The organism is Povalibacter uvarum, from assembly GCF_014202975.1.
Classification (GTDB): Bacteria; Pseudomonadota; Gammaproteobacteria; order Steroidobacterales; family Steroidobacteraceae; genus Steroidobacter; species Steroidobacter uvarum.
Genome location: NZ_JACHHZ010000002.1, coordinates 1,059,018 through 1,077,043, shown reverse-complemented (window position 1 = coordinate 1,077,043; position 18,026 = coordinate 1,059,018). Strand labels below are relative to the sequence as shown.

Annotated in this window: 17 protein-coding genes; 7 read left to right on the top strand and 10 right to left on the bottom strand. The window is 62.9% G+C overall.

What is annotated here, in order from left to right; translation table 11 throughout:
• Positions 1-14: 14 nt before the first annotated feature.
• A complete protein-coding gene (locus HNQ60_RS10930; RefSeq protein ID WP_184331559.1) occupies positions 15-3,110 on the top strand; it encodes an efflux RND transporter permease subunit in 3,096 nt (1,031 codons plus the stop codon).
• 36 nt (positions 3,111-3,146) lie between these two features.
• On the opposite strand, the gene HNQ60_RS10925 is transcribed toward HNQ60_RS10930, so the two are convergent.
• The gene (locus HNQ60_RS10925) at positions 3,147-4,073 is read right to left on the bottom strand and encodes an alpha/beta fold hydrolase (protein WP_184331557.1); all 927 of its coding nucleotides are present in this window, start codon (positions 4,071-4,073) and stop codon (positions 3,147-3,149) included.
• 743 nt (positions 4,074-4,816) lie between these two features.
• Between HNQ60_RS10925 and HNQ60_RS10920 the strand changes: the two genes are divergently transcribed.
• The 6 genes from HNQ60_RS10920 (at position 4,817) to HNQ60_RS10895 (ending at position 10,059) form a co-directional block, all read left to right on the top strand.
• Positions 4,817-5,857 carry a hypothetical protein gene (locus HNQ60_RS10920; RefSeq protein WP_184331555.1) on the top strand — a complete coding sequence of 347 codons (1,041 nt, stop codon included), beginning with the start codon at positions 4,817-4,819 and terminating at the stop codon, positions 5,855-5,857.
• A complete protein-coding gene (locus HNQ60_RS10915) occupies positions 5,854-6,417 on the top strand; it encodes a GTP-binding protein (RefSeq protein WP_184331553.1) in 564 nt (187 codons plus the stop codon). Before HNQ60_RS10920 ends, HNQ60_RS10915 begins: the two co-directional genes overlap by 4 nt.
• Complete coding sequence (locus HNQ60_RS10910) at positions 6,404-6,808, top strand: roadblock/LC7 domain-containing protein (protein WP_184331551.1); 405 nt, start codon at positions 6,404-6,406, stop codon at positions 6,806-6,808. The genes HNQ60_RS10915 and HNQ60_RS10910 overlap by 14 nt, the downstream gene beginning before the upstream one ends.
• A gap of 79 nt (positions 6,809-6,887) precedes the next feature.
• A complete protein-coding gene (locus HNQ60_RS10905; RefSeq protein ID WP_184331549.1) occupies positions 6,888-7,247 on the top strand; it encodes a hypothetical protein in 360 nt (119 codons plus the stop codon).
• A gap of 75 nt (positions 7,248-7,322) precedes the next feature.
• Entirely contained in the window at positions 7,323-8,858 is a 1,536-nt protein-coding gene (locus HNQ60_RS10900; protein ID WP_184331546.1) for a GTP-binding protein, read from the top strand.
• A gap of 79 nt (positions 8,859-8,937) precedes the next feature.
• The gene (locus HNQ60_RS10895; RefSeq protein ID WP_184331544.1) at positions 8,938-10,059 is read left to right on the top strand and encodes a trans-sulfuration enzyme family protein; all 1,122 of its coding nucleotides are present in this window, start codon (positions 8,938-8,940) and stop codon (positions 10,057-10,059) included.
• On the opposite strand, the gene HNQ60_RS10890 is transcribed toward HNQ60_RS10895, so the two are convergent.
• The 9 genes from HNQ60_RS10890 to HNQ60_RS10850 form a co-directional block, all read right to left on the bottom strand.
• Positions 10,060-12,486, bottom strand: a complete 2,427-nt coding sequence (locus tag HNQ60_RS10890; RefSeq protein WP_184331865.1) for a glycoside hydrolase family 3 N-terminal domain-containing protein — start codon at positions 12,484-12,486, stop codon at positions 10,060-10,062.
• 312 nt (positions 12,487-12,798) lie between these two features.
• Positions 12,799-13,089: a hypothetical protein gene (locus HNQ60_RS10885; protein WP_184331542.1), complete on the bottom strand. Its 291-nt coding sequence runs from the start codon at positions 13,087-13,089 to the stop codon at positions 12,799-12,801.
• 81 nt (positions 13,090-13,170) lie between these two features.
• Positions 13,171-13,602 carry a rhodanese-like domain-containing protein gene (locus tag HNQ60_RS10880; RefSeq protein ID WP_184331540.1) on the bottom strand — a complete coding sequence of 144 codons (432 nt, stop codon included), beginning with the start codon at positions 13,600-13,602 and terminating at the stop codon, positions 13,171-13,173.
• Positions 13,602-14,003 (bottom strand): cytochrome C, encoded by a 402-nt coding sequence (locus HNQ60_RS10875; protein WP_184331538.1) that lies wholly within the window; start codon positions 14,001-14,003, stop codon positions 13,602-13,604. Before HNQ60_RS10875 ends, HNQ60_RS10880 begins: the two co-directional genes overlap by 1 nt.
• 99 nt (positions 14,004-14,102) lie before the next feature.
• The gene (locus HNQ60_RS10870; protein WP_184331536.1) at positions 14,103-15,176 is read right to left on the bottom strand and encodes a metallophosphoesterase family protein; all 1,074 of its coding nucleotides are present in this window, start codon (positions 15,174-15,176) and stop codon (positions 14,103-14,105) included.
• Entirely contained in the window at positions 15,173-16,375 is a 1,203-nt protein-coding gene (locus HNQ60_RS10865; protein WP_184331534.1) for a cytochrome-c peroxidase, read from the bottom strand. Before HNQ60_RS10865 ends, HNQ60_RS10870 begins: the two co-directional genes overlap by 4 nt.
• 43 nt (positions 16,376-16,418) lie before the next feature.
• Entirely contained in the window at positions 16,419-16,748 is a 330-nt protein-coding gene (locus HNQ60_RS10860) for a LysR family transcriptional regulator (RefSeq protein WP_184331532.1), read from the bottom strand.
• An 89-nt stretch (positions 16,749-16,837) separates the two neighbouring features.
• Positions 16,838-17,311 carry a GNAT family N-acetyltransferase gene (locus HNQ60_RS10855; RefSeq protein ID WP_184331530.1) on the bottom strand — a complete coding sequence of 158 codons (474 nt, stop codon included), beginning with the start codon at positions 17,309-17,311 and terminating at the stop codon, positions 16,838-16,840.
• Between the two features lie 122 nt (positions 17,312-17,433).
• Positions 17,434-17,922 carry a GNAT family N-acetyltransferase gene (locus HNQ60_RS10850; protein WP_184331527.1) on the bottom strand — a complete coding sequence of 163 codons (489 nt, stop codon included), beginning with the start codon at positions 17,920-17,922 and terminating at the stop codon, positions 17,434-17,436.
• Between the last annotated feature and the right edge of the window lie 104 nt (positions 17,923-18,026).

Here is an 18,026-nt window from a genome sequence, read left to right as displayed (position 1 = left end):
CACAGGGAACGCCCATGAGCTTTCTCGAATTTCCGATCAAGCGCTATCAGTTCACGCTGATCGCGTTCGCCATGCTGGTCGCGCTCGGCGTGACCTCGTTCATGAGCATCCCGCGGCAGGAGGATCCCTACTTTCCGCTGTCGATCTTCGCGGTCTCGGCGGTCTATCCGGGCGCTGAGCCGAAGGACGTCGAACAACTCGTCGTGAAGCCGATCGAAGACCGGCTGAGCGAGCTCGATGACGTCAAGAAGATCGAGTCGACGAGCAAGGACAGCGTCGCCATCATCCGCGCCGAGTTCCATTCCAATATCGATCCCGACACGAAGTACGACGAAGTCGTCCGCGAGATCAACGCCCTGCTGCCGTCGTTGCCGCAGGAACTGACGCGCATGGAGATCCGCAAGCTCAATCCCGGCCTGGTCAACATCGTTCAGTACGCACTGGTCTCGGAAGATGCGCCGTATCGAGAACTCGAAGACCACGCTCGTGATCTCAAGGATGCGCTCAAGGCTGTGAGCGGCGTGCGTACTTCCGAAACTTGGGCCTACCCGCAGCGTGAGCTGCGAGTCGCACTCGACATTCCGCGCATGGCCGAACTGAACATCTCTCCCTCGCGCGTGCTGCAGTCCTTGCAGAGCGAGAACACGAACATCCCCGGCGGCGCGATCGACATCGGCAGCCGCAGCTTCAGCGTACAGACCTCGGGCAGCTATACCTCGCTGGATCAGGTTCGCGACACCGTCGTAGCCTCGAACCAGGGCCGTATCGTCCGCGTTCGCGACATCGCCGAAGTGAGCTGGGATGCCCAGCAGAACGAGTACCTCGGCCGGTTCAATGGCAAGCGCGCCGTCTTCGTGACGGCGAACCAGAAGGACGGCTTCAACATCTTCGAGGTGCAGCAGCGCATCGCGGAAGTCGCTTCCCGCTTCGAACAGCAGCTGCCGAAGCGCATCAAGCTCGAGCGCGGCTTCGATCAATCCGTGAACGTCGCCAATCGGCTCAATCGCCTGACGACCGACTTCGGCATCGCAATCGCACTGGTCATCGTCACGCTCCTGCCGCTCGGCTGGCGAGCCGCCAGCATCGTGATGATCTCGATCCCGCTGTCGCTGGCGATCGGCCTGTCAGCCCTGCACTTCATGGGCTTCTCGCTGAATCAGATCTCGATTGCCGGCTTCGTGGTGGCGCTCGGCCTGCTCGTCGACGACTCGATCGTCGTCGTGGAGAACATTGCAAGGTTCCTGCGCGAGGGTCATTCCCGTTCGCAAGCCGCCCTGCTTGCAACGAGGCAGATCTTCCAGGCCATCATCGGCTGTACCGCGACATTGGCCTTCGCATTCCTTCCGCTGATGATGCTCTCCGGCGACTCTGGCAAGTTCATCCGCGTGCTGCCGACGGCGATCCTCGTAACCATCGGCGCCTCGCTGCTCGTCGCGCTCACGATCATTCCGTTCCTCGCGAGCCGCATCCTCAACGACAAGGAGGATGCGCATGGCAATCGGGCGCTGACGTGGGTGACGACCAACATTCACCGCTTCTATCAGCCGCTGCTGCATCGTGCGCTCGCCCGCCCCCGCCTGACTGTGTGGGGATCGATCGCTGCGTGCCTCATCATCATCGTCGGCATCGGTGCCCTGATCGGTTTCAGCCTGTTCCCGAAAGCCGATACGCCCAACTTCCTCATCACCGTGGAAACGCCCGATGGCAGCAGTCTCGCGGAAACAAATCGCGCCGTCCGATTCGTCGAAGAGAAGCTGAGGGCGATGCCGGAAGAGGTCGAGTGGTACTTCGGCAACGTCGGTCATGGCAATCCCCGCATGTACTACAACCTGTTCCCGCCGGAGAGCGAAGCCAACTACGGCGATGTGTTCGTGAAGCTGCACAGCTACGACACCCGGCGCACGCCGCTGCTGTTCGACAAGCTGCGCGAGGAGCTGAAGCAGTACCCGAACGCGAAGATCCACGTGAAGGAATTCCAGAACGGACCGCCCATCACGGCGCCGATCGCGATTCGGGTCGTCGGCCCGGAGCTCGATGCATTGCACGAGCTTGCCCGCCGGGTCGAGAAAGTGATCAGCGAAACGCCGGGGACTCGGGATGTGGACAATCCCGCGCGCCTCGTGCGCACGAATCTCAAGCTGAATGTCGATTCGCAGAAGGCCGCGCTGCTCGGAGTGCCGACGATCGAGTTCGATCGCGCGGTGCGACTGAGCGTATCGGGCATTCCGGCCGGCAAGTTCAAGAACAGCGACGGCGAGCAGTACGACATCGTCCTGCGCACGCCGATGTCCGGTCGTGCTGACTTCAGCACGCTCGATCAGGTGCGCGTCTCGACGCCCGCCGGGGACACGCTGCCGATCAGCCAGCTCGCGAAAGTCGAGTTCTCGACCGCGCCGACCAAGATCGACCGGTTCAACCGCAATCGCGCCGTGACGATCAATTCGGAAGTGCAACCCGGCTACAACACGGACCGTGTCACGCAGGAAGTGCTGCGGCGCCTCGATCAGATGGAATGGCCGAGAGGCTATTACTATGCGCCGGGCGGCGAACTCGAGAGTCGCGCCGAGAGCTTCGGCGGGCTGCAGGCGGCGAGCATCGTCGCTCTGCTCGGCATCGTCGCAATCCTCGTGCTCGAGTTCGGCAGTTTCAAGAGCACGCTCATCGTGCTGAGCGTCGTCCCGTTCGGCATCGCCGGTGGCATCGTGATGCTGGCGCTTACGGGCTACGACATCTCGTTCACCGCGATGATCGGCTTCATCGCGCTGATCGGCATCGAGACCAAGAACTCGATCCTGCTGGTCGACTTCACCAATCAGCTGCGACAACAGGGCATGCCGCTGGATGAAGCCATCGAACACGCAGGCGAGATCCGCTTCCTGCCGATCCTGCTCACGAGCGCGACAGCGATCGGCGGCCTCCTGCCGCTGGCGCTGCAGAACGCAGGCATGTACTCGCCGCTCGCGTGGGTAATCATCGGCGGACTGATCTCGTCAACGCTGGTCGCGCGGGTCGTCACGCCGGTGATGTACAAGTTGATCCCGCCAGCGATCGAGGCAGAAGCAAAGCGCGTCCCGGCTGAGAGCGCTGCGGTGCCGTCCGCGGTGACTTGAGATCGGGTGCGGAGCCGGAACCGATCTCTCTCTCCCTCAGACCCCGTCGCGGAAGCGCAGATACGCCGCAACGCAAGGCTGAGGTTGCTCGAAATGAGGCAGGTGCCCGACTCCTGCCATGATCATCACCTGCGACTTCGGCAGCAGCCGGTGCAGGACTTGAGCTGAGTCCACATGAATGGCGCGATCCTGGTCGCCCCATACGATGAGTGCCGGCGTCTGCATGCCGGCGACGCGTGCCTCGACGGAATCCGCGAGCAATTGATCGCCGATGCGCCCTTCGAGGGCGTAGTTCGCGATCCGCTCCTGCGCCAGCACCTTCATCACGGGGCCCGGGATGAATGGCGGCTTCGCTGTCACGAACTTGATGACCGCCGCGAACTCCTCGGGATTGCTTGCCATCAGGAGGTTGCGGCCCGTCTCGCGCTTGACGATGAGCAGCTCGCTCGGCGTCGCGGACCATACGCCAGCGGGATCCAGCAGCCAGAGACTCGCGACCTGGTCCGGATGAGCCGCTGCATAGCTCATCGCAATCTGGCCACCCATGGAGCTGCCACCGATATGCATGCGAGCGATGCCCAGCGCTTGCATCAGCGCATGAAGTCGCTCCACTTGCGCTGGCGGCGCGTAGTCGGCGTCCTGCGGGTGGGACGATTCGCCGAAACCGATGTGGTCGGGAATGATGAGCCGATAGCGCTTCGCCAGTTCGCCGGCGACGAGTGCGAAGTTGTCTTTGTTGGCGCCGAAGCCATGAAGGAGCAACAAAGGCTCTCCTGTTCCCCCTTCCAGGTACACATAGCGCAGTCCGTTGGGCAGGTCGATCTGCTTGCGGGCCAGGCCGGCCCGTTTGCGCCCGCCCTCGATCATGAATCGGGCTACCCGCTGCGGCGCCAGATAGATGAACGCGACAGCGAGCAGGATGCCACCGACAAGGATGAGCACGACGATCCCAAAGATGCCCATGTACTAACCCCCTTCTTCGCGAGCGGCTGCGAGCTGCGAGCTGCGAGCGGCGAGCGGTGAGCCAGAGTCGAAAGGTGCTTTCGCGCTCATCGCTCGTCGCTCGCAGCTCATTGCTGGCTCGCGCGTTGTTCTCTGTCGCCCCCATATTGCCACGCCTGCCGCACCGTGGCGTGTGGCCTGCCCGGCGGAGTGGACTGGACGAGCGGCCAAGCAGATGCTGGCAATGATTGCCATGGATCTCGACCCGGGGTTGTCAGCTGTGGGCGGTGAGTCGGAGTCGGAGGGCACCTCTGGCTCGTCGCTCGCAGCTCGTCGCTCAGCCCCGTCCATCGGTGCAGCCCGCGCACCGCCCGGTGCGCGGACAACAAGATGCGAGTCACAGTCCCTGTCACATTCGTCGCGCTGCACGTTCGTGGAGCACGCATTGATTTGGATCGCGAACTGTACGAACTGCCACTCGTAGCGATCGCATTACATATGTATTGCATCGACAACGGGTTTGCGATTCGTGACGCATTCCCTCACTGCTCAATGAATATTTCACCGACAGCGCGAATCGGTTCACATTCAGTGGGCGCTTCGACTGAGTATCGTGCGCATCGTCGAATGTGAATTCTCGATGGAACGAGCGCTCACGTTGCTAGTTCTGTCGAGGAGCCTATGTCCACCTTTCATTGGGCCGCGCGGTCTGCGCGTGCCATTGCTGCGGCTATTGCCGCGTCGCGCCGTTAGCGCACGCGCTCATGACCGCTCCCGCTGCTTCGCAAGCCCGAACATCGCGCAACATCGCGCTGCTCAAACCTGCGCGCGACAATGAAGATCTGGTCGAGCACGCGTTGCAACTGTTCGATTCGATGCTGTGGGTCTTCCGGGGCACGACGCGATCGGACTGGACACTGTCGCCGCCGGCGGACGCTGACGTCGTCGTAGTACACCAGGCCGAAGCATCGGATCGTGTCAATGCACTGCGCAGCCAGGGAAAGCTCATCGTCGTACTGAGCACGCAGCGAGCCGCGCAAGCGGCGGACGAACACACACTCGTGTATCCCTTTCCGGCGACGCAGGTCATGAGCCTGCTCGAGCAACTCGACGAACACCTTGACGGCGTTCGTGTCGAGAAAGCGCCGACTGCCTCTCCCGCGGCCATCGCGACGAATCAGAACACCTGGTCTTTCGTGGACGCAGTGCGCACCGTGCGTGCGGCGCGGAATCCCGGTATCTGGCTAAGTGTCGAGGATTCACACGGGCCCGTGCTCTGGGTTCGTGGCGACGGCGCCCGCTACCAATGCAGCGCCGCAACTCAAGCCGCGTTGCGACTGGGACAGCTCTCAGGTTCTCCGCTCGTGATGGAGAGGATCGCGACTCCGCGTGCCGGGTTGCTGAACGGTCCCGGCGACGAACTGCTGTGGCACTGCGCGTATCACGCCAGCAATTCGTACGCACCGTGGCTCAATGAATCGACGACGTATCGGCTTCGCTATTGGCCTGACCTCGGTCAGCTGCGCATCGGCGACGATCTCACGACGACGAGCCAGCTGCGCGTCATCGCGGCGCTCGATGCCCTGCCCTCTTCGCCGCGCATGTTGCTGAAGCGTGCGCGAGTTGCGCGAGAGCACGCTATCAGGACGCTGAACGCCTTGTCTGCGTGCGGCTTCATCGAAGTCGTCGAAGCTGCAGCGCCGACGGCGCAACGCACGCAGTTTCAGGCGGCCAAGCCGCAAAGCGGCTTCCGACAACTATTTCGCAATCTGCGCCGTCACTTGCAGCGCCGGAGCGGGAGATGAACGCGGCCGGCGAACTCAAGATCGTCTTCACCGGCCCGATGGGCGCGGGCAAGACAACGGCGATTACCGCGATCAGCGATACGCCGCCAGTTTCCACGGAAGTCGCCAACAACGACCAGCAGGCGTTCGCGAAGGCGTCGACGACCGTCGCGCTCGATTTCGGCCAGCTCGCATTGAGCGACGGCACGGTCGTGCGGCTGTACGGCACACCGGGCCAGGAACGTTTCGCGTTCATGTGGGAGATTCTCGGCCGCGGCGCGATGGGCGTGATTCTGCTCATCGATGCGAACAGCCCGAACGCGCTGAACGATCTCGAACACTACACCCGCACCTTCCGCGGCATTTCGCCCGGGCAGCCTTTCGTGGTCGGCATCGGCCGGTTGCATGATGCGGCTGACGATGCTCTCGCCCCGTTCAGGGAACGGCTAGCGACTCACGGCATCGTCGTGCCGATCTTCAGCGTGGACGTCCGCAAGCACGAAGACACTCAACTGCTCATCGCAACCGTCATGGCCATTCTCGAAGCGAGAATGCCGGAGCCCGAACATGGCCACGCCTAGTCCCTTCAAACCGGCGGCCGTCGAAGCAGCTCAACGACACCTCGAAGCATTCGCGCTCGGCAACTCGGACGTTGCTCTGACTGTGCTCACATCGGGCGACGGCTTCGAGATCGCCGCCTATCCCGCGAAGGGCCCGGTCACGGCTCGCGTCGCCGCCATGAGCAGCTCGATGCAAGCGCTTGCGCAGGCACTGACCCGCGAGGCCGGTCTCGGCCGCAATCGCAGCCTCATCGTCGAAACGGACACGGGCAGCGCCATCGTCCTGGATCTCGACGACACTCTGCCGCGCACATCGCTCGCGGTGATCGCATCGAATCGCGAGCTGCTCGGCAAGCTCATCTGGGCGAGCCGCAACCTGTGCAAGCAGCTCGAGAAGACGCTCGGTCAATAGTTCGCGCCGCCGCCCTTGCACTGTGGGCGCCGCGGCCGTGATTTTCGAAGTGCATCCATTTCCAAAGAGGAGTTCACAAATGGCTACGGTTAGCGATTCCCTGAAAGATCTTCTGAAAGTCGACGGCGCGATGTGCGCGGCACTGGTCGACTCCAACAGCGGCATGATGCTCGGCAGCGCCGGCACCGGCCTCGATCTCGAACTCGCCGCCGCGGGTAACACCGAGGTGGTCCGGTCGAAGCTCAAGGTGATGAAGAGCCTCGGCCTCGCCGATGCGATCGAAGACATCCTGATCACGCTCGGCAAGCAGTACCACATCATTCGCCCGCTGCAGGCCAAGGCGGGCATCTTCCTGTACTTCGTGCTCGACAAGACGAAGGCGAACCTGGCCCTGTCGCGCCGTGCGTGCCAGGAAGCCGAAGCTTCGCTCGCGTTCTGATGCCTTGCAGGCAGCGAGCCGGATCGTCGATCCGGCTTGCACCCGCGGCTTTTCCATCCCTGAGGTAGCGGCTCGATGGCGGTCATCGATCCCCGGGACGACAGCATCGTCATTCGCATCGTCTACGACGGCGCCCCGATGGCCGGCAAGACGACGAGTGTGGGCACGCTCGGCCGTGGACTGGGTGCGGGTGTCTACACACCGGCCGACGTCCAGGGCCGCACGCTGTATTTCGACTGGCTCGACTACACCGGCGGCCTGTTCGAAGGCCGCCGCATTCGTTGCCAGATCGTCACGGTGCCCGGGCAGGCAACGCTGGCTCCCCGCCGGCGCCTGCTGCTCGAGAGCGCCGACGTCGTAGTTTTCGTCGGCGACAGTACGCCCGACGGCGTCGCGGCGGATACGACGTACCTCGATCAACTGCAGGCTCTGCTGCGACAGCGTACCGGTCCGCCGGTCGGCATCGTCATGCAGGCGAACAAGCGCGACCTGCAAGATGCCGTGCCTCTCGACCGCCTGCGGGAGATGCTCGATGGTCTCGGCTTGCGTGTCGCCATCCTCGAGTCCGTGGCGACCGAGGGCACGGGCATCCGGGAAACGTTCGTGTTCGCTGTTCGACTCGCGCTCGATCGCATCCGCGAGCTCATCCGGACGGACGAGCTGCCGACCATGCGGCCCAGCGCCGACAGTGGTCTGGAATTGCTCGCGCAGATGCGCAGCGATAACGATGCCGAGCTCGATCGGGCCATCGCCGAGAGTCTCGGGCAAACCGCCATTCATGCTCTCGCCGAGGAATCGATCGCCTCGATCGCATTGCGTGAGGCGATGCAGGCGGAAGCGCCAGTGATCGCGCTGGCGTCGGGGTCGAGTCCCAACCCCGTGCCCGCGCCACCCGACGCCACAGTTGCCAGCGGTCTGGTGTGGCCTCCTGTTGATGGTCGGATGATGCTGCACGAAGTCTCGGCCGAACCGCCTCGGATTCAGCGTGCGGACAACGGCGACTGGGCCGGCGTCACGCCCCGTCAATGGCGATTCCATTCCCATGAAAGCGGTACGTTCGATTCGCTCGAAGCCGGCCGCACCGCGCTCGTGAATTGGGCCCGGACACACACGGCCTGCAACGGCACCTTGTCGACGGATCGCTGCATCACGCTCGCACGCGACAATGACCGCTTCCGTCTCTGGCAGATCGTGAAACTTCGCAGGACGCTGCGTGAGCAGATCAATGAAGCGATGGAGAAGGATGGCGAGACACTGGCGTCCACGCTGGTGACCGCCACCAGGTCGTTCCTTGCAATGGCCGAGAGCCTTTCTTCGGCACCTTGCGAGCTGCCGCTGTCGCTCGATTGCATCGCGACGACGGACAGCACCGGCAGCTATGTCGGAATCGTTCCCGAACCCGATCGCATGGGCGGTCCGCGCCAGTGGAAAGCGGGCGATGCAGCGGATGCGTTGATTGCTCAGCTCGATCCGATCCGTCGGGATCTGCAACGACGCCGCTCCGATCTGCTCCCGGCGCTGGCGCTGCTGGCGCGCAATGCGGTCATTGGTCGCGACCGTCCGGAATGGCCGGTCATGCAGCGGATCGTCACGCTGACCCGCCCCGACTGAAGATCCCCCTTCAGAAGATCAGGCGGCCCGCGCTGCTATAGTGAAGCGTCTTCGCTGGTCCGCGCTGGGGTGCTTCGACATGAAACTGGAAACTCTCTCGATCCGGATCGGGCGCGAAGTCGAGCCTGATGCCGGCGACGTCGCTCCGGCGATTCACCTGAGCACGACATACGAACGCGACGCCGACGGCGAGTTCTCGCGCGGCTACTCGTACACCCGTGCGGACAATCCGACCCGCAAGGCATTGGAGCAATGCATCGCGGCACTCGAGGGCGGCGTGGATGCAACGGCGTATTCATCGGGCTCGGCTGCGTCGCTCGCGGTCTTCAGCCTCCTGCGCCCGGGCGATCACGTCGTTGCGCCTGTCGAGTCCTATCACGGGACAGCCAAACAACTGCGCGACATCCTCGGTCCAATGGGCGTCCGGTACACGTTCGCGAACATGACCTCGATCGATGCCGTGCGCGCCGCGCTGACAGCGCAGACCCGGCTCGTCTGGGCGGAAACGCCTTCGAATCCGATGCTGAACATCAGCGACATTGGGGCGATCACCGCTCTGGCGCATGAACGCGGCGCCATTGTCTGTTGCGACAACACGTTCGCGACACCGGTGTGGCAGCGTCCGTTCGAGTTCGGCGCCGATCTCGTCATGCACTCGAGCACGAAGTTTTTTGGCGGCCACAGCGACGTCATGGGCGGTGCGGTCATCACGCGCGAAGGCGGTCAGCGAGCCGCGCAGCTACGTGACTATCAGGGCACAGCCGGCAGCGTTCCGTCCGCGTTCGATGCCTGGCTCATCCGCCGCAGCCTCACGACACTGAGCTGTCGCGTTCGCACACAATCGGAGTCGGCAGCACGCATCGCTGAGTTCCTAAGCCGGCATCCGAACGTGGAACGTGCCTTCTATCCCGGGCTCGATTCGCATCCCGGCCATACGCTCGCACGCAAGCAGATGAAAGGCGGGTTCGGTGCGATGCTGTCGTTCTGTGTTCGCGGCGGTCGCGCGGAAGCCTTTGCGATCGCGGCGCGCATGAAGTACTTCACCCGTGCGACGAGTCTCGGCGGCGTCGAATCGCTCGTCGAGCACCGGGCATCGATCGAAGGACCGCACAGCGTGACGCCCGAGAGCCTGCTGCGACTGTCGATCGGACTCGAGCACGCCGACGATCTCATCGGCGATCTGGATCAGGCGTTGGCCTGATCAGCGAGGGTCGGTGCGATCTGTCGCGTCAGGCGCTTTCTCGAGCTCGACTGCGTCATCCACGATGTCGAAGCTGCCTTCGACACGTACGTCTTCGGACGATGCGCCGATCTGGACGGTGAAGCGGCCCGGTTCGACCGTCCATTGCTGACCGCGGTCGTAGAGCGCCAGATGTTCTGGCGTCAGTATGAAGCGAACGGTCTTGGTCTCTCCCGGTGCCAGCGAGACACGCTCGAATCCACGCAGCAATTTCTCGAACGTCACTACGCTGCTGTAGTCGTCGCGAAGATAGAGCTGAACGACGTCGTCGCCGGCGCGCTGACCGGTATTGGTGACATCGACGCTCACCTCGACACGGCCGCCTGAACGCAGCTTCCGCGGAGAGATCCTGAGATTCCTGTAGCCGAATTTCGTGTAGCTCAGACCATGACCGAATGGGAACAGCACGCCTGGCACCTGGCCCGCGTCATGAGCCTGTGAGCCGGGGTGAGCCGGGAAATTCATCTGGATCTGACCCACGCTCTTCGGAAAGGTGATCGGCAGGCGGCCCGAAGGATTCACGTCGCCAAAGAGAATATCCGCGAGCGCGGCACCGCCGTCTTCACCTGGAAACCACATCTCGACGATGGCGGGCACGTGGCGCGCGGCCCAGTTGACGCTGAGTGGACGACCGTTGCTGAGGACGAGAACGACGGGTTTGCCGGTGGCGTGCAGGGCGCGCAGCAGATCTTCCTGATAGCCCGGTAGATCGAGACTCACCCGGCTCGCTGATTCGCGGCACAGCTCGTCGGTTTCACCGAGCGTTGCAATGATGACGTCGACGTCTTTCGCTGCAGCGACTGCCGCATCGATCCCTGCGCGAACCGCATCGGAGGGCGGCTCCTTGAACACGTCGCTCTCCGGGAAGCGCTCGTCCTTCACGTCGACGCCCTTCGCGTAACGGACTTCGACGTCGCTGCCGAGTTTGGCCCGCAACCCCGCGAGCGGCGTGATGAAGCCGAGCCGTTGCGCGCCATAGCGCGACCACCAACCGTGCGCATCGTCAGCGAGTGGGCCGGTGACGAGGATGCGCTTCACGTGCCTGCTCAGCGGCAGCAGATCGCGGTCGTTCTTGAGAAGAATGATGGACTGGCGTCCGGCTTGTGCGGCGAGCGACAAGTTGGCCGGCGTGCGCACGACCTGATCTGTGGACGCAGGCTTCTCCTGGTACGGCGTGTCGAACAGCCCGAGCCAGAACTTCACGCGCAGAATGTCGCGGACTCGCGCATCGACAGTTTCGACCCGAAGGCGCCCCTCGCGAACGAGGTTTCGCAGCGGCTCCGCATACGCTTCCGGAGGTGTGAAGTTCGTGCGGATGTTCAGGCCGGCCTCCACCGCCTGACGGATCGCCTCTTCGGGAGTGGCCGCCGTGCGGTGCTTCGTGTGAATGAACTCGACCGCCGCGCTATCGGAGACGACGTAGCCCTGGAAGCCCCATTGCTGCCGCAGGATCTGCGTCAGGAACAGGTGGCTCGCCTGCACCGGAATGCCGTCGTAGTCGTTGTACGAGGACATCACGCCCAGCGCGCCTGCATCCTGGATGGCACGACGGAATGGCGGCAGGAAGATCGTCTGCACATCGCGCCATGTCACTTGCGGATCGGTGCGCGCTTCGCCATCGCGCCCGCCTTTGGGCACCGAGTACACAGCGAAGTGCTTCAGCGTCGAAACGACCCGCTGTTCCTGCAGGCCCTTCACTTGTTCAACGCCTAGTTCACCGACGAGGAACGGATCTTCGCCATAGCTCTCGATCACGCGGCCCCAGCGGGGATCGCGCGCCAAGTCGAGCACGGGCGAGTAGATGTTGGTGTAGCCGAGTGCACGGCCTTCGCGTCCCGTTACGCGACCGATCTCACGCACCAGTTGCTTGTTCCAGGTACTCGCGACAGCGAGTTGGGCGGGAAAGCTGGTGGCCTTCGAATGCAGGAGACCGCGAATGCCCTCGTTCGTGAAGTCGACGGGGATGCCCAGGCGCGTCTCTTCGATGAACCAGCGCTGCACTTCGTTGATGGCGCGCGTGTGCAGTGAGTACGGCAGGTCGTGCACCGGGTCGGCGAGATTGTTGGTCCAGCCCGTATTGCCGTTCATGTGCTCGTCGATGTTGCCGATGCCATCCTTCCAGAGCGCGGCCTTCCAGGCCGGCGTCGGCAACTCATCGCTCGCGACACGCGGAAAGCCGTAGAGCGTCACCATCTGCGCCGTCTTCTCCTCTAGCGTCATTCGGCCCAGGAGATCGGTGATGCGTGCTTCACGATCGAGCGTGGGATCTTCGTAGGGATCGCGAGTCCCGTTCTTGTTCAGGTCGATCCAGCCGGAGCGGTAAATGTCGGGCGACCGCTTTTGCCGGACGAATTTCGAGGTGTCCGCGGCGAGGCCCTCGGACGACATTGCGAGGCCGGTGACCAGCGAGAGCGCTGAGCAGAGAATGTTCTTGAATGCGGACACTGGCCATCACCTGAGGACGAAGAACGAGGTGAGGCTACCTCACACGATTCAGGTTGGCACGCATGCTCCGATCGCCTGCAGCGATATCGGCATCGAGAAAGGCGATGATCCGGACGCGCTATTGGCGTACAGGTCCGCAACATCCGCATCGCGCAGTCGCATGAAGTTGAACGAAGGCATCGAGTAGAGCGCGCGACCGTCGCGGCCGATGCCGTGGCGTAGCCGGAGTTTCGGAACGCGCGTATTCGGTCAGATTCACGGCAACGCCGCCACCCCATCGCACTTCGCCCGACAGATCTTCGCCGTGACAGCCGCCGCAACCGCGAGTCCTGGCGAGATGCGCACCACGCGCGATGGACTCGGCGTCGGAAGGAATCGGAAGGCAAATGCGGACGGACGCTCGAAGGAGCGCAGATGCGCTTCGCTGGCGAGGTAGACCCATGCCGACGCGGCCAGCGCAGCGACGCCCAGGACGGCGACGATGCTGACAAGCCAGCGAACGAGGCTGCGTGGATCACGGACCGATCCGCAAGGAGTTTCGCTCACCGCCAACCCTTATTCTTGTTGTTCTGCGGCGAGGCTACTGCACAGGCTAGCCCGACATCAATCCGCCTTTCCGGGCACGGGCTATTTCTCGATCGGCTGTTCCTTCTCCTTCCACTGCTTCATGTCGCCTTCGAGATGCAGCAGCTTCGAGAAGCCGTTCTCCTTCAGGCGCGTCGCCGCCCGTTCGGCACGCACTCCGGTCTGGCAGTAGAGAACGATGTCCTTGCCGGAAGCATCTCCGAGCGCGGAGATGCTGGCCGGGAGATAGGTGTACGGAATGTTGATCGCGCCAGGAACATGACCCGCCGCGAATTCTTCCGGCGTGCGCACATCGAGAATGACGAGCGAGCTGTCCTTCTCGGCGATGCGCTTGTTCAGCGCTGCCTGATCGATGAGCGGCGTATCGGCGGATGCGAATTGAGCGAGGCCAAGCGAGGCAAACGCGAGCAGCGGGAGTACGGCGCTGCAGACACCATTCGCCATCCGCGATCCGCTATCCGCTGCTCTCTTCATCAATGTTTACCGGGCTCGAGCTTCACACCGCGACGCTCCCACGCAATGTACGCGAGCATCGCCGTCATCTTCGCATCATCTGCCTCGAGCGGCTGCCCCTGCAACGGGTTGCGCAGGCACCAGTTCACCATCTCCCACAGATTCGCAACCTTGCCGAGCTGCTTCTGAAACTTGGGATACGTTTCCGGATGCGTATTCGCCGCGTTCGGGTGGCACTGCGCGCATGCGACACCATTCGTGCCGAGTTTGCCGTCGGTCCAGAGACTACGTCCCTGCTTCACCACGCCATCGAACTGCTCCTGCCAGCGCTTGAGATCCGACTCGGTGAACTCGTCGGCCAACGCCACCGAGCTGAACGCCATCCCCATCAACGCCACCGCCAAAATCCGGATCATCTTCATGTCTTCTTCCTCTGGCTCACAGCTCATCGCTCACAGCTCGTCGCCTTTTTCCGCTTCTGCTCTGGCCAGTTGCCGGCAGCCAGCCGCCCGACAGCTCCCTCAGAAATGCGCCTGCGGCGGCGTCCGACTCTCCGGCGCCTGATACGCGCTATCCACCGGCGTCCCCGTCTTCTCATCGAACGCCACCGTCCGGCCCTTGTTGTTGTACAGGTTGAAGTTCACCCGCGAGCGGCCGGAGTGGATATCGATCAGTTGCCAACCCGTCGCATCACGCTCGAAGAACGGATCGGCGCGATTCATCTGCACAGTCAGCTTCGGCAATAGTTGCTCAGCCTGTGCGTAACTCTGCGGGTATGGCCACGGCCAGGCGGTCGCCATCGCCGAGGTGAAGCTGATGTTGCCGATCTGGTTGTACTGGATCTGGTGCACGTGTCCGTAGAACACCGTGACTTTGTCGAACGGTGCGAGCAGCGCCTGCACCTGCTCGGCGTCCTCGGTCCAGAAATTCCAGCCCTTGTAGATCTTCTGCAACGGCGAATGCGAGAACACGACGATCGGCGTCGACTTCTTCACTTTCGCGAGATCCTTGCGCAGCCATTCGCGCTGCTTGTCGCCGACCATGAACGGAGATCCGTTCGGATTGTCGAGGCCAGCCATCTCCAGCATGCGCTGCTCGGGCGACGGCCAGCGATTGAAGGTCCAGTCGTCGTACGTGAGGATGCTGTTCAGGACGATGAAGTGCACGCCCTTGTGATTGAAGCTGTAGTACTGCGGACCGAAGAGCTTCGACCAGTACTCACCGAGGTCGAGGTAGTAGTCGTGCTCGCCCATCACGTGGTAGACCTTGCCCTTCAGCTTCGAGAGCATCTCGGCGCCATGATCGAGCTCGGGCTTGTTGCCGAGCTGCGCGAGATCGCCACCGAACATGACGAAGTCCGGCTTCGGCGTGAGCAGGTTCGTCTCCGCGACCGCGCGAATCAGGCCGCGATCCCAGTTGCGCACGAATTGCGTGCCCTTGATGTGCTGGATGTGCGAGTCGGAGATGTATGCGAACGTGAACGTGTCTTCCGGCTTCGCGAAGGCCAGCTCGACGAGCGTGAACGGCAAAGTGCTGGCGCTCACGCCGAGCGCGGCATTGCGAAGGAACGTGCGCCGATCGAATGTCTGGCTCATGGTGCCGTGCCCTCTGTCGTCATCGGCATTGCGGTTGCCGCGAGCTTCGTGGTGCTCACGTTGCAGGATGCGGGATTCAGCGATGCGGCCTTCTGGGCGGCGAACTGCGGACTCGTGAGCGTCTCGAGGAACGCCACGAGATCGGAGATCTCATCGTCGTTGAGCTCGAGCGGCCGGATGCCGCCGCTCAGGAAGTCGTTCACCGCATCGGTCTTCTTCGTGATGCCGCCGTTGTTGTAGTGCTCGACCACATCGCGCAGCGTCGCAAGGCTGCCGTCATGCATGAACGGCGCGGTGACGGAAACGTTGCGCAGCGTGGACGTCTTGAACGACCCGATCTCATCGAGCGTGTCGGTCACCGCGAATCGGCCGAGTTCCGACGCCTTCGGATTCGTCAGCACAGCCTTGTCGACATCGGTGCCCGCGGCTTTTGCCTTCAGGAAGGCTGGTGCGAGCGTCCCGATGTCAGCCTGGATGCGATTCACGCCCACACCGATGTTGTGGAAGCGGTTGTCGGTGAACAGCGCGTGATCCTGTTCGATCGTGTGACAGGAAACGCAGCGCCCCTTGTTCATGAACACGTCGAAACCGCGCTTCGCCTGGTCGCTGATCGCGTCCTGTCTCTTCCCGAAGTACCACTGATCGAAGGGTGAGTCGCCGCTCACGATCGTGCGCTCGAAGCTCGCGATCGCCTGCTGCACTTGCGTCATCGTGACCTGCGTGCCTTCCTTGCCGAAGACTTTCTTGAAGGCGGCAACGTACTCAGGATCGCTGCGCACGACCTTCAGCACGGGGTCGTGGTTCGCGAGGCCCATCTCCACGGGGTTGATGATCGGGTGTTGCGCCTGGTCTTCCATGTCGGGCGAGCGCCCGTCCCAGAAGAACAGCGTGAAGTACGCCGAGTTGATGACCGTTGGGGCGTTGCGCGTGCCCGTCAGCTTGTTGATGCCTTCGGAAGTGACGAGTGGACTGTCGGTGAAGGCCTTCTTCGGATCGTGGCAAGTGGCGCAACTGACATCGCCCGTACTGCTGAAGCGCTTGTCGTTGAAGAGCTTGTCCCCGAGCGCGATTTTCTCCGGCGTCTGCGGATTGTTGGCTGGCACGGGAACAGGCGGCAGTCCAAGCGGCTGAGCAAAACTCAGCGCACAAAACAGGCTCGCGCACGTGCCCATCAGCACGGTATGAATCGGCGGTCCCATGCTTGCGTCCCCACGAAGGCTTTTGAAGGCTCTTAGAATCAGTCTAACCTCGAGGCCCGACTTCGCAATTGATCTCTTCAATAAGACGACCCTCGGTGGCAGCGAGCTGGCGGCGCTGAGCCGCGCGACTCACGGTCACCATGCGATCGGCAGCACGAACCGCGACGCGCGCAAAGCGCAGGATGTGCTCACCATCAGCGGTCAGCGCGACATGCGCGCGATCACGCTCGAACAATGCGACGCCGAGATATTCCTCGAGCTTGCGCAACTGAATACTCAGTGTGGATTGAGTGACGGAGCAACGCTCGGCAGCGCGCGTGAAATTCAGACAGTCTGCCAATGCGATTAGATAGCGAAGCGCGCGTATCGACATGCAACCCCCGTGGCGACAGCTAGGGCTCGGTCGCGTTGTTGTGAATTTGCCGCGAAGCTACTACGCGGCACCGGCCCCGACCAATAGAACTAACCGATGGGGGGCGATAGGGGATGTGAATCAGGGAGGTGTGTCATCAGGAAATAGCGATCCCTCTTCCTGAACCCCAGCGACTCGTATAGCTGCTGCGCCGCAGTGTTGGCCTGGTCGACTTCGAGATGCAGAGCGCGGATGTTGAGTTCCCCGGCGCGCGCGATGAGGAATTCCACGAGCTGGCGGCCATACCCGCGGCCGCGGTGATCGGGCAGGACAAAGACTTCATCGACGAATGCGTCGTTGCCGCCGAGCTCGAGACTGAAGCCGATGCAGAGCGCGACGTATCCAACGGCCCCGCCGTCCACTTCGCCGAGCCAGACCCGGCCCCATTGCGGCTCATTCAGCAGCCGGGCCATCACCGCGCCCGATTCTTCAGCGTCGAACCCGAGCCCGTCGTCCCGGTAGTAGCCGCGCATCAGCTCGATCAGGACACCGAGATCAGCGGGCGTGGCGGCGCGGATTTGCATAGGAAGAGCTGGAATTTCACACGGATTTCGCGGAGGGCACGGAGGTCAGAACTGCTCGGAGCGACTACTTTCCAATCTCCGTGCTCTGCGTGAACTCCGTGTGAAACCTCTGAATCTGTCTCTCACTGAGACCCTAGCTTGGTCAGCGCATCGCCGGTGACCCGGAACACGGTCCACTCGTCCATCGGCTGCGCGCCGAGCGACTTGTAGAAATCGATTGCACGCTGATTCCAGTCCAGCACGGACCATTCGAGGCGGCCGTAGTCGCGTTCGACGCAGATGCTGGCTAGGTGGCGCAGCAGATGTTCGCCATAGCCCTGGCCGCGATACTTCGGCCGGACGAACAGGTCTTCGAGATACAGGCCGGGCCGGCCGAGGAACGTGGAGAAGTTCGGGAAGAACAACGCGAAGCCGACGACTTCGCTACCGAGCTGGCCTATGACCACTTCGGCTCCCGGTCGCGGGCCGAACAGCGATTCCTCCAGCAGCGCTTCCGTCGCCACGCACTCATGCGAGAGGCGCTCAAAGTCCGCGAGCTCGCGGATGAGCGACAGGATCGTCGGCACATCGGCCACGGTCGCGCGGCGGATCTGGAACTCTGGCGTCGTCATGCATTCTTCCCCGTCACCCGTCACCCGTCACCCGTCACCCGTCACCCGTCACCCGTCACCCGTCACCCGTCACCCGTCACCCGTCACCCGTCACCCGTCACCCG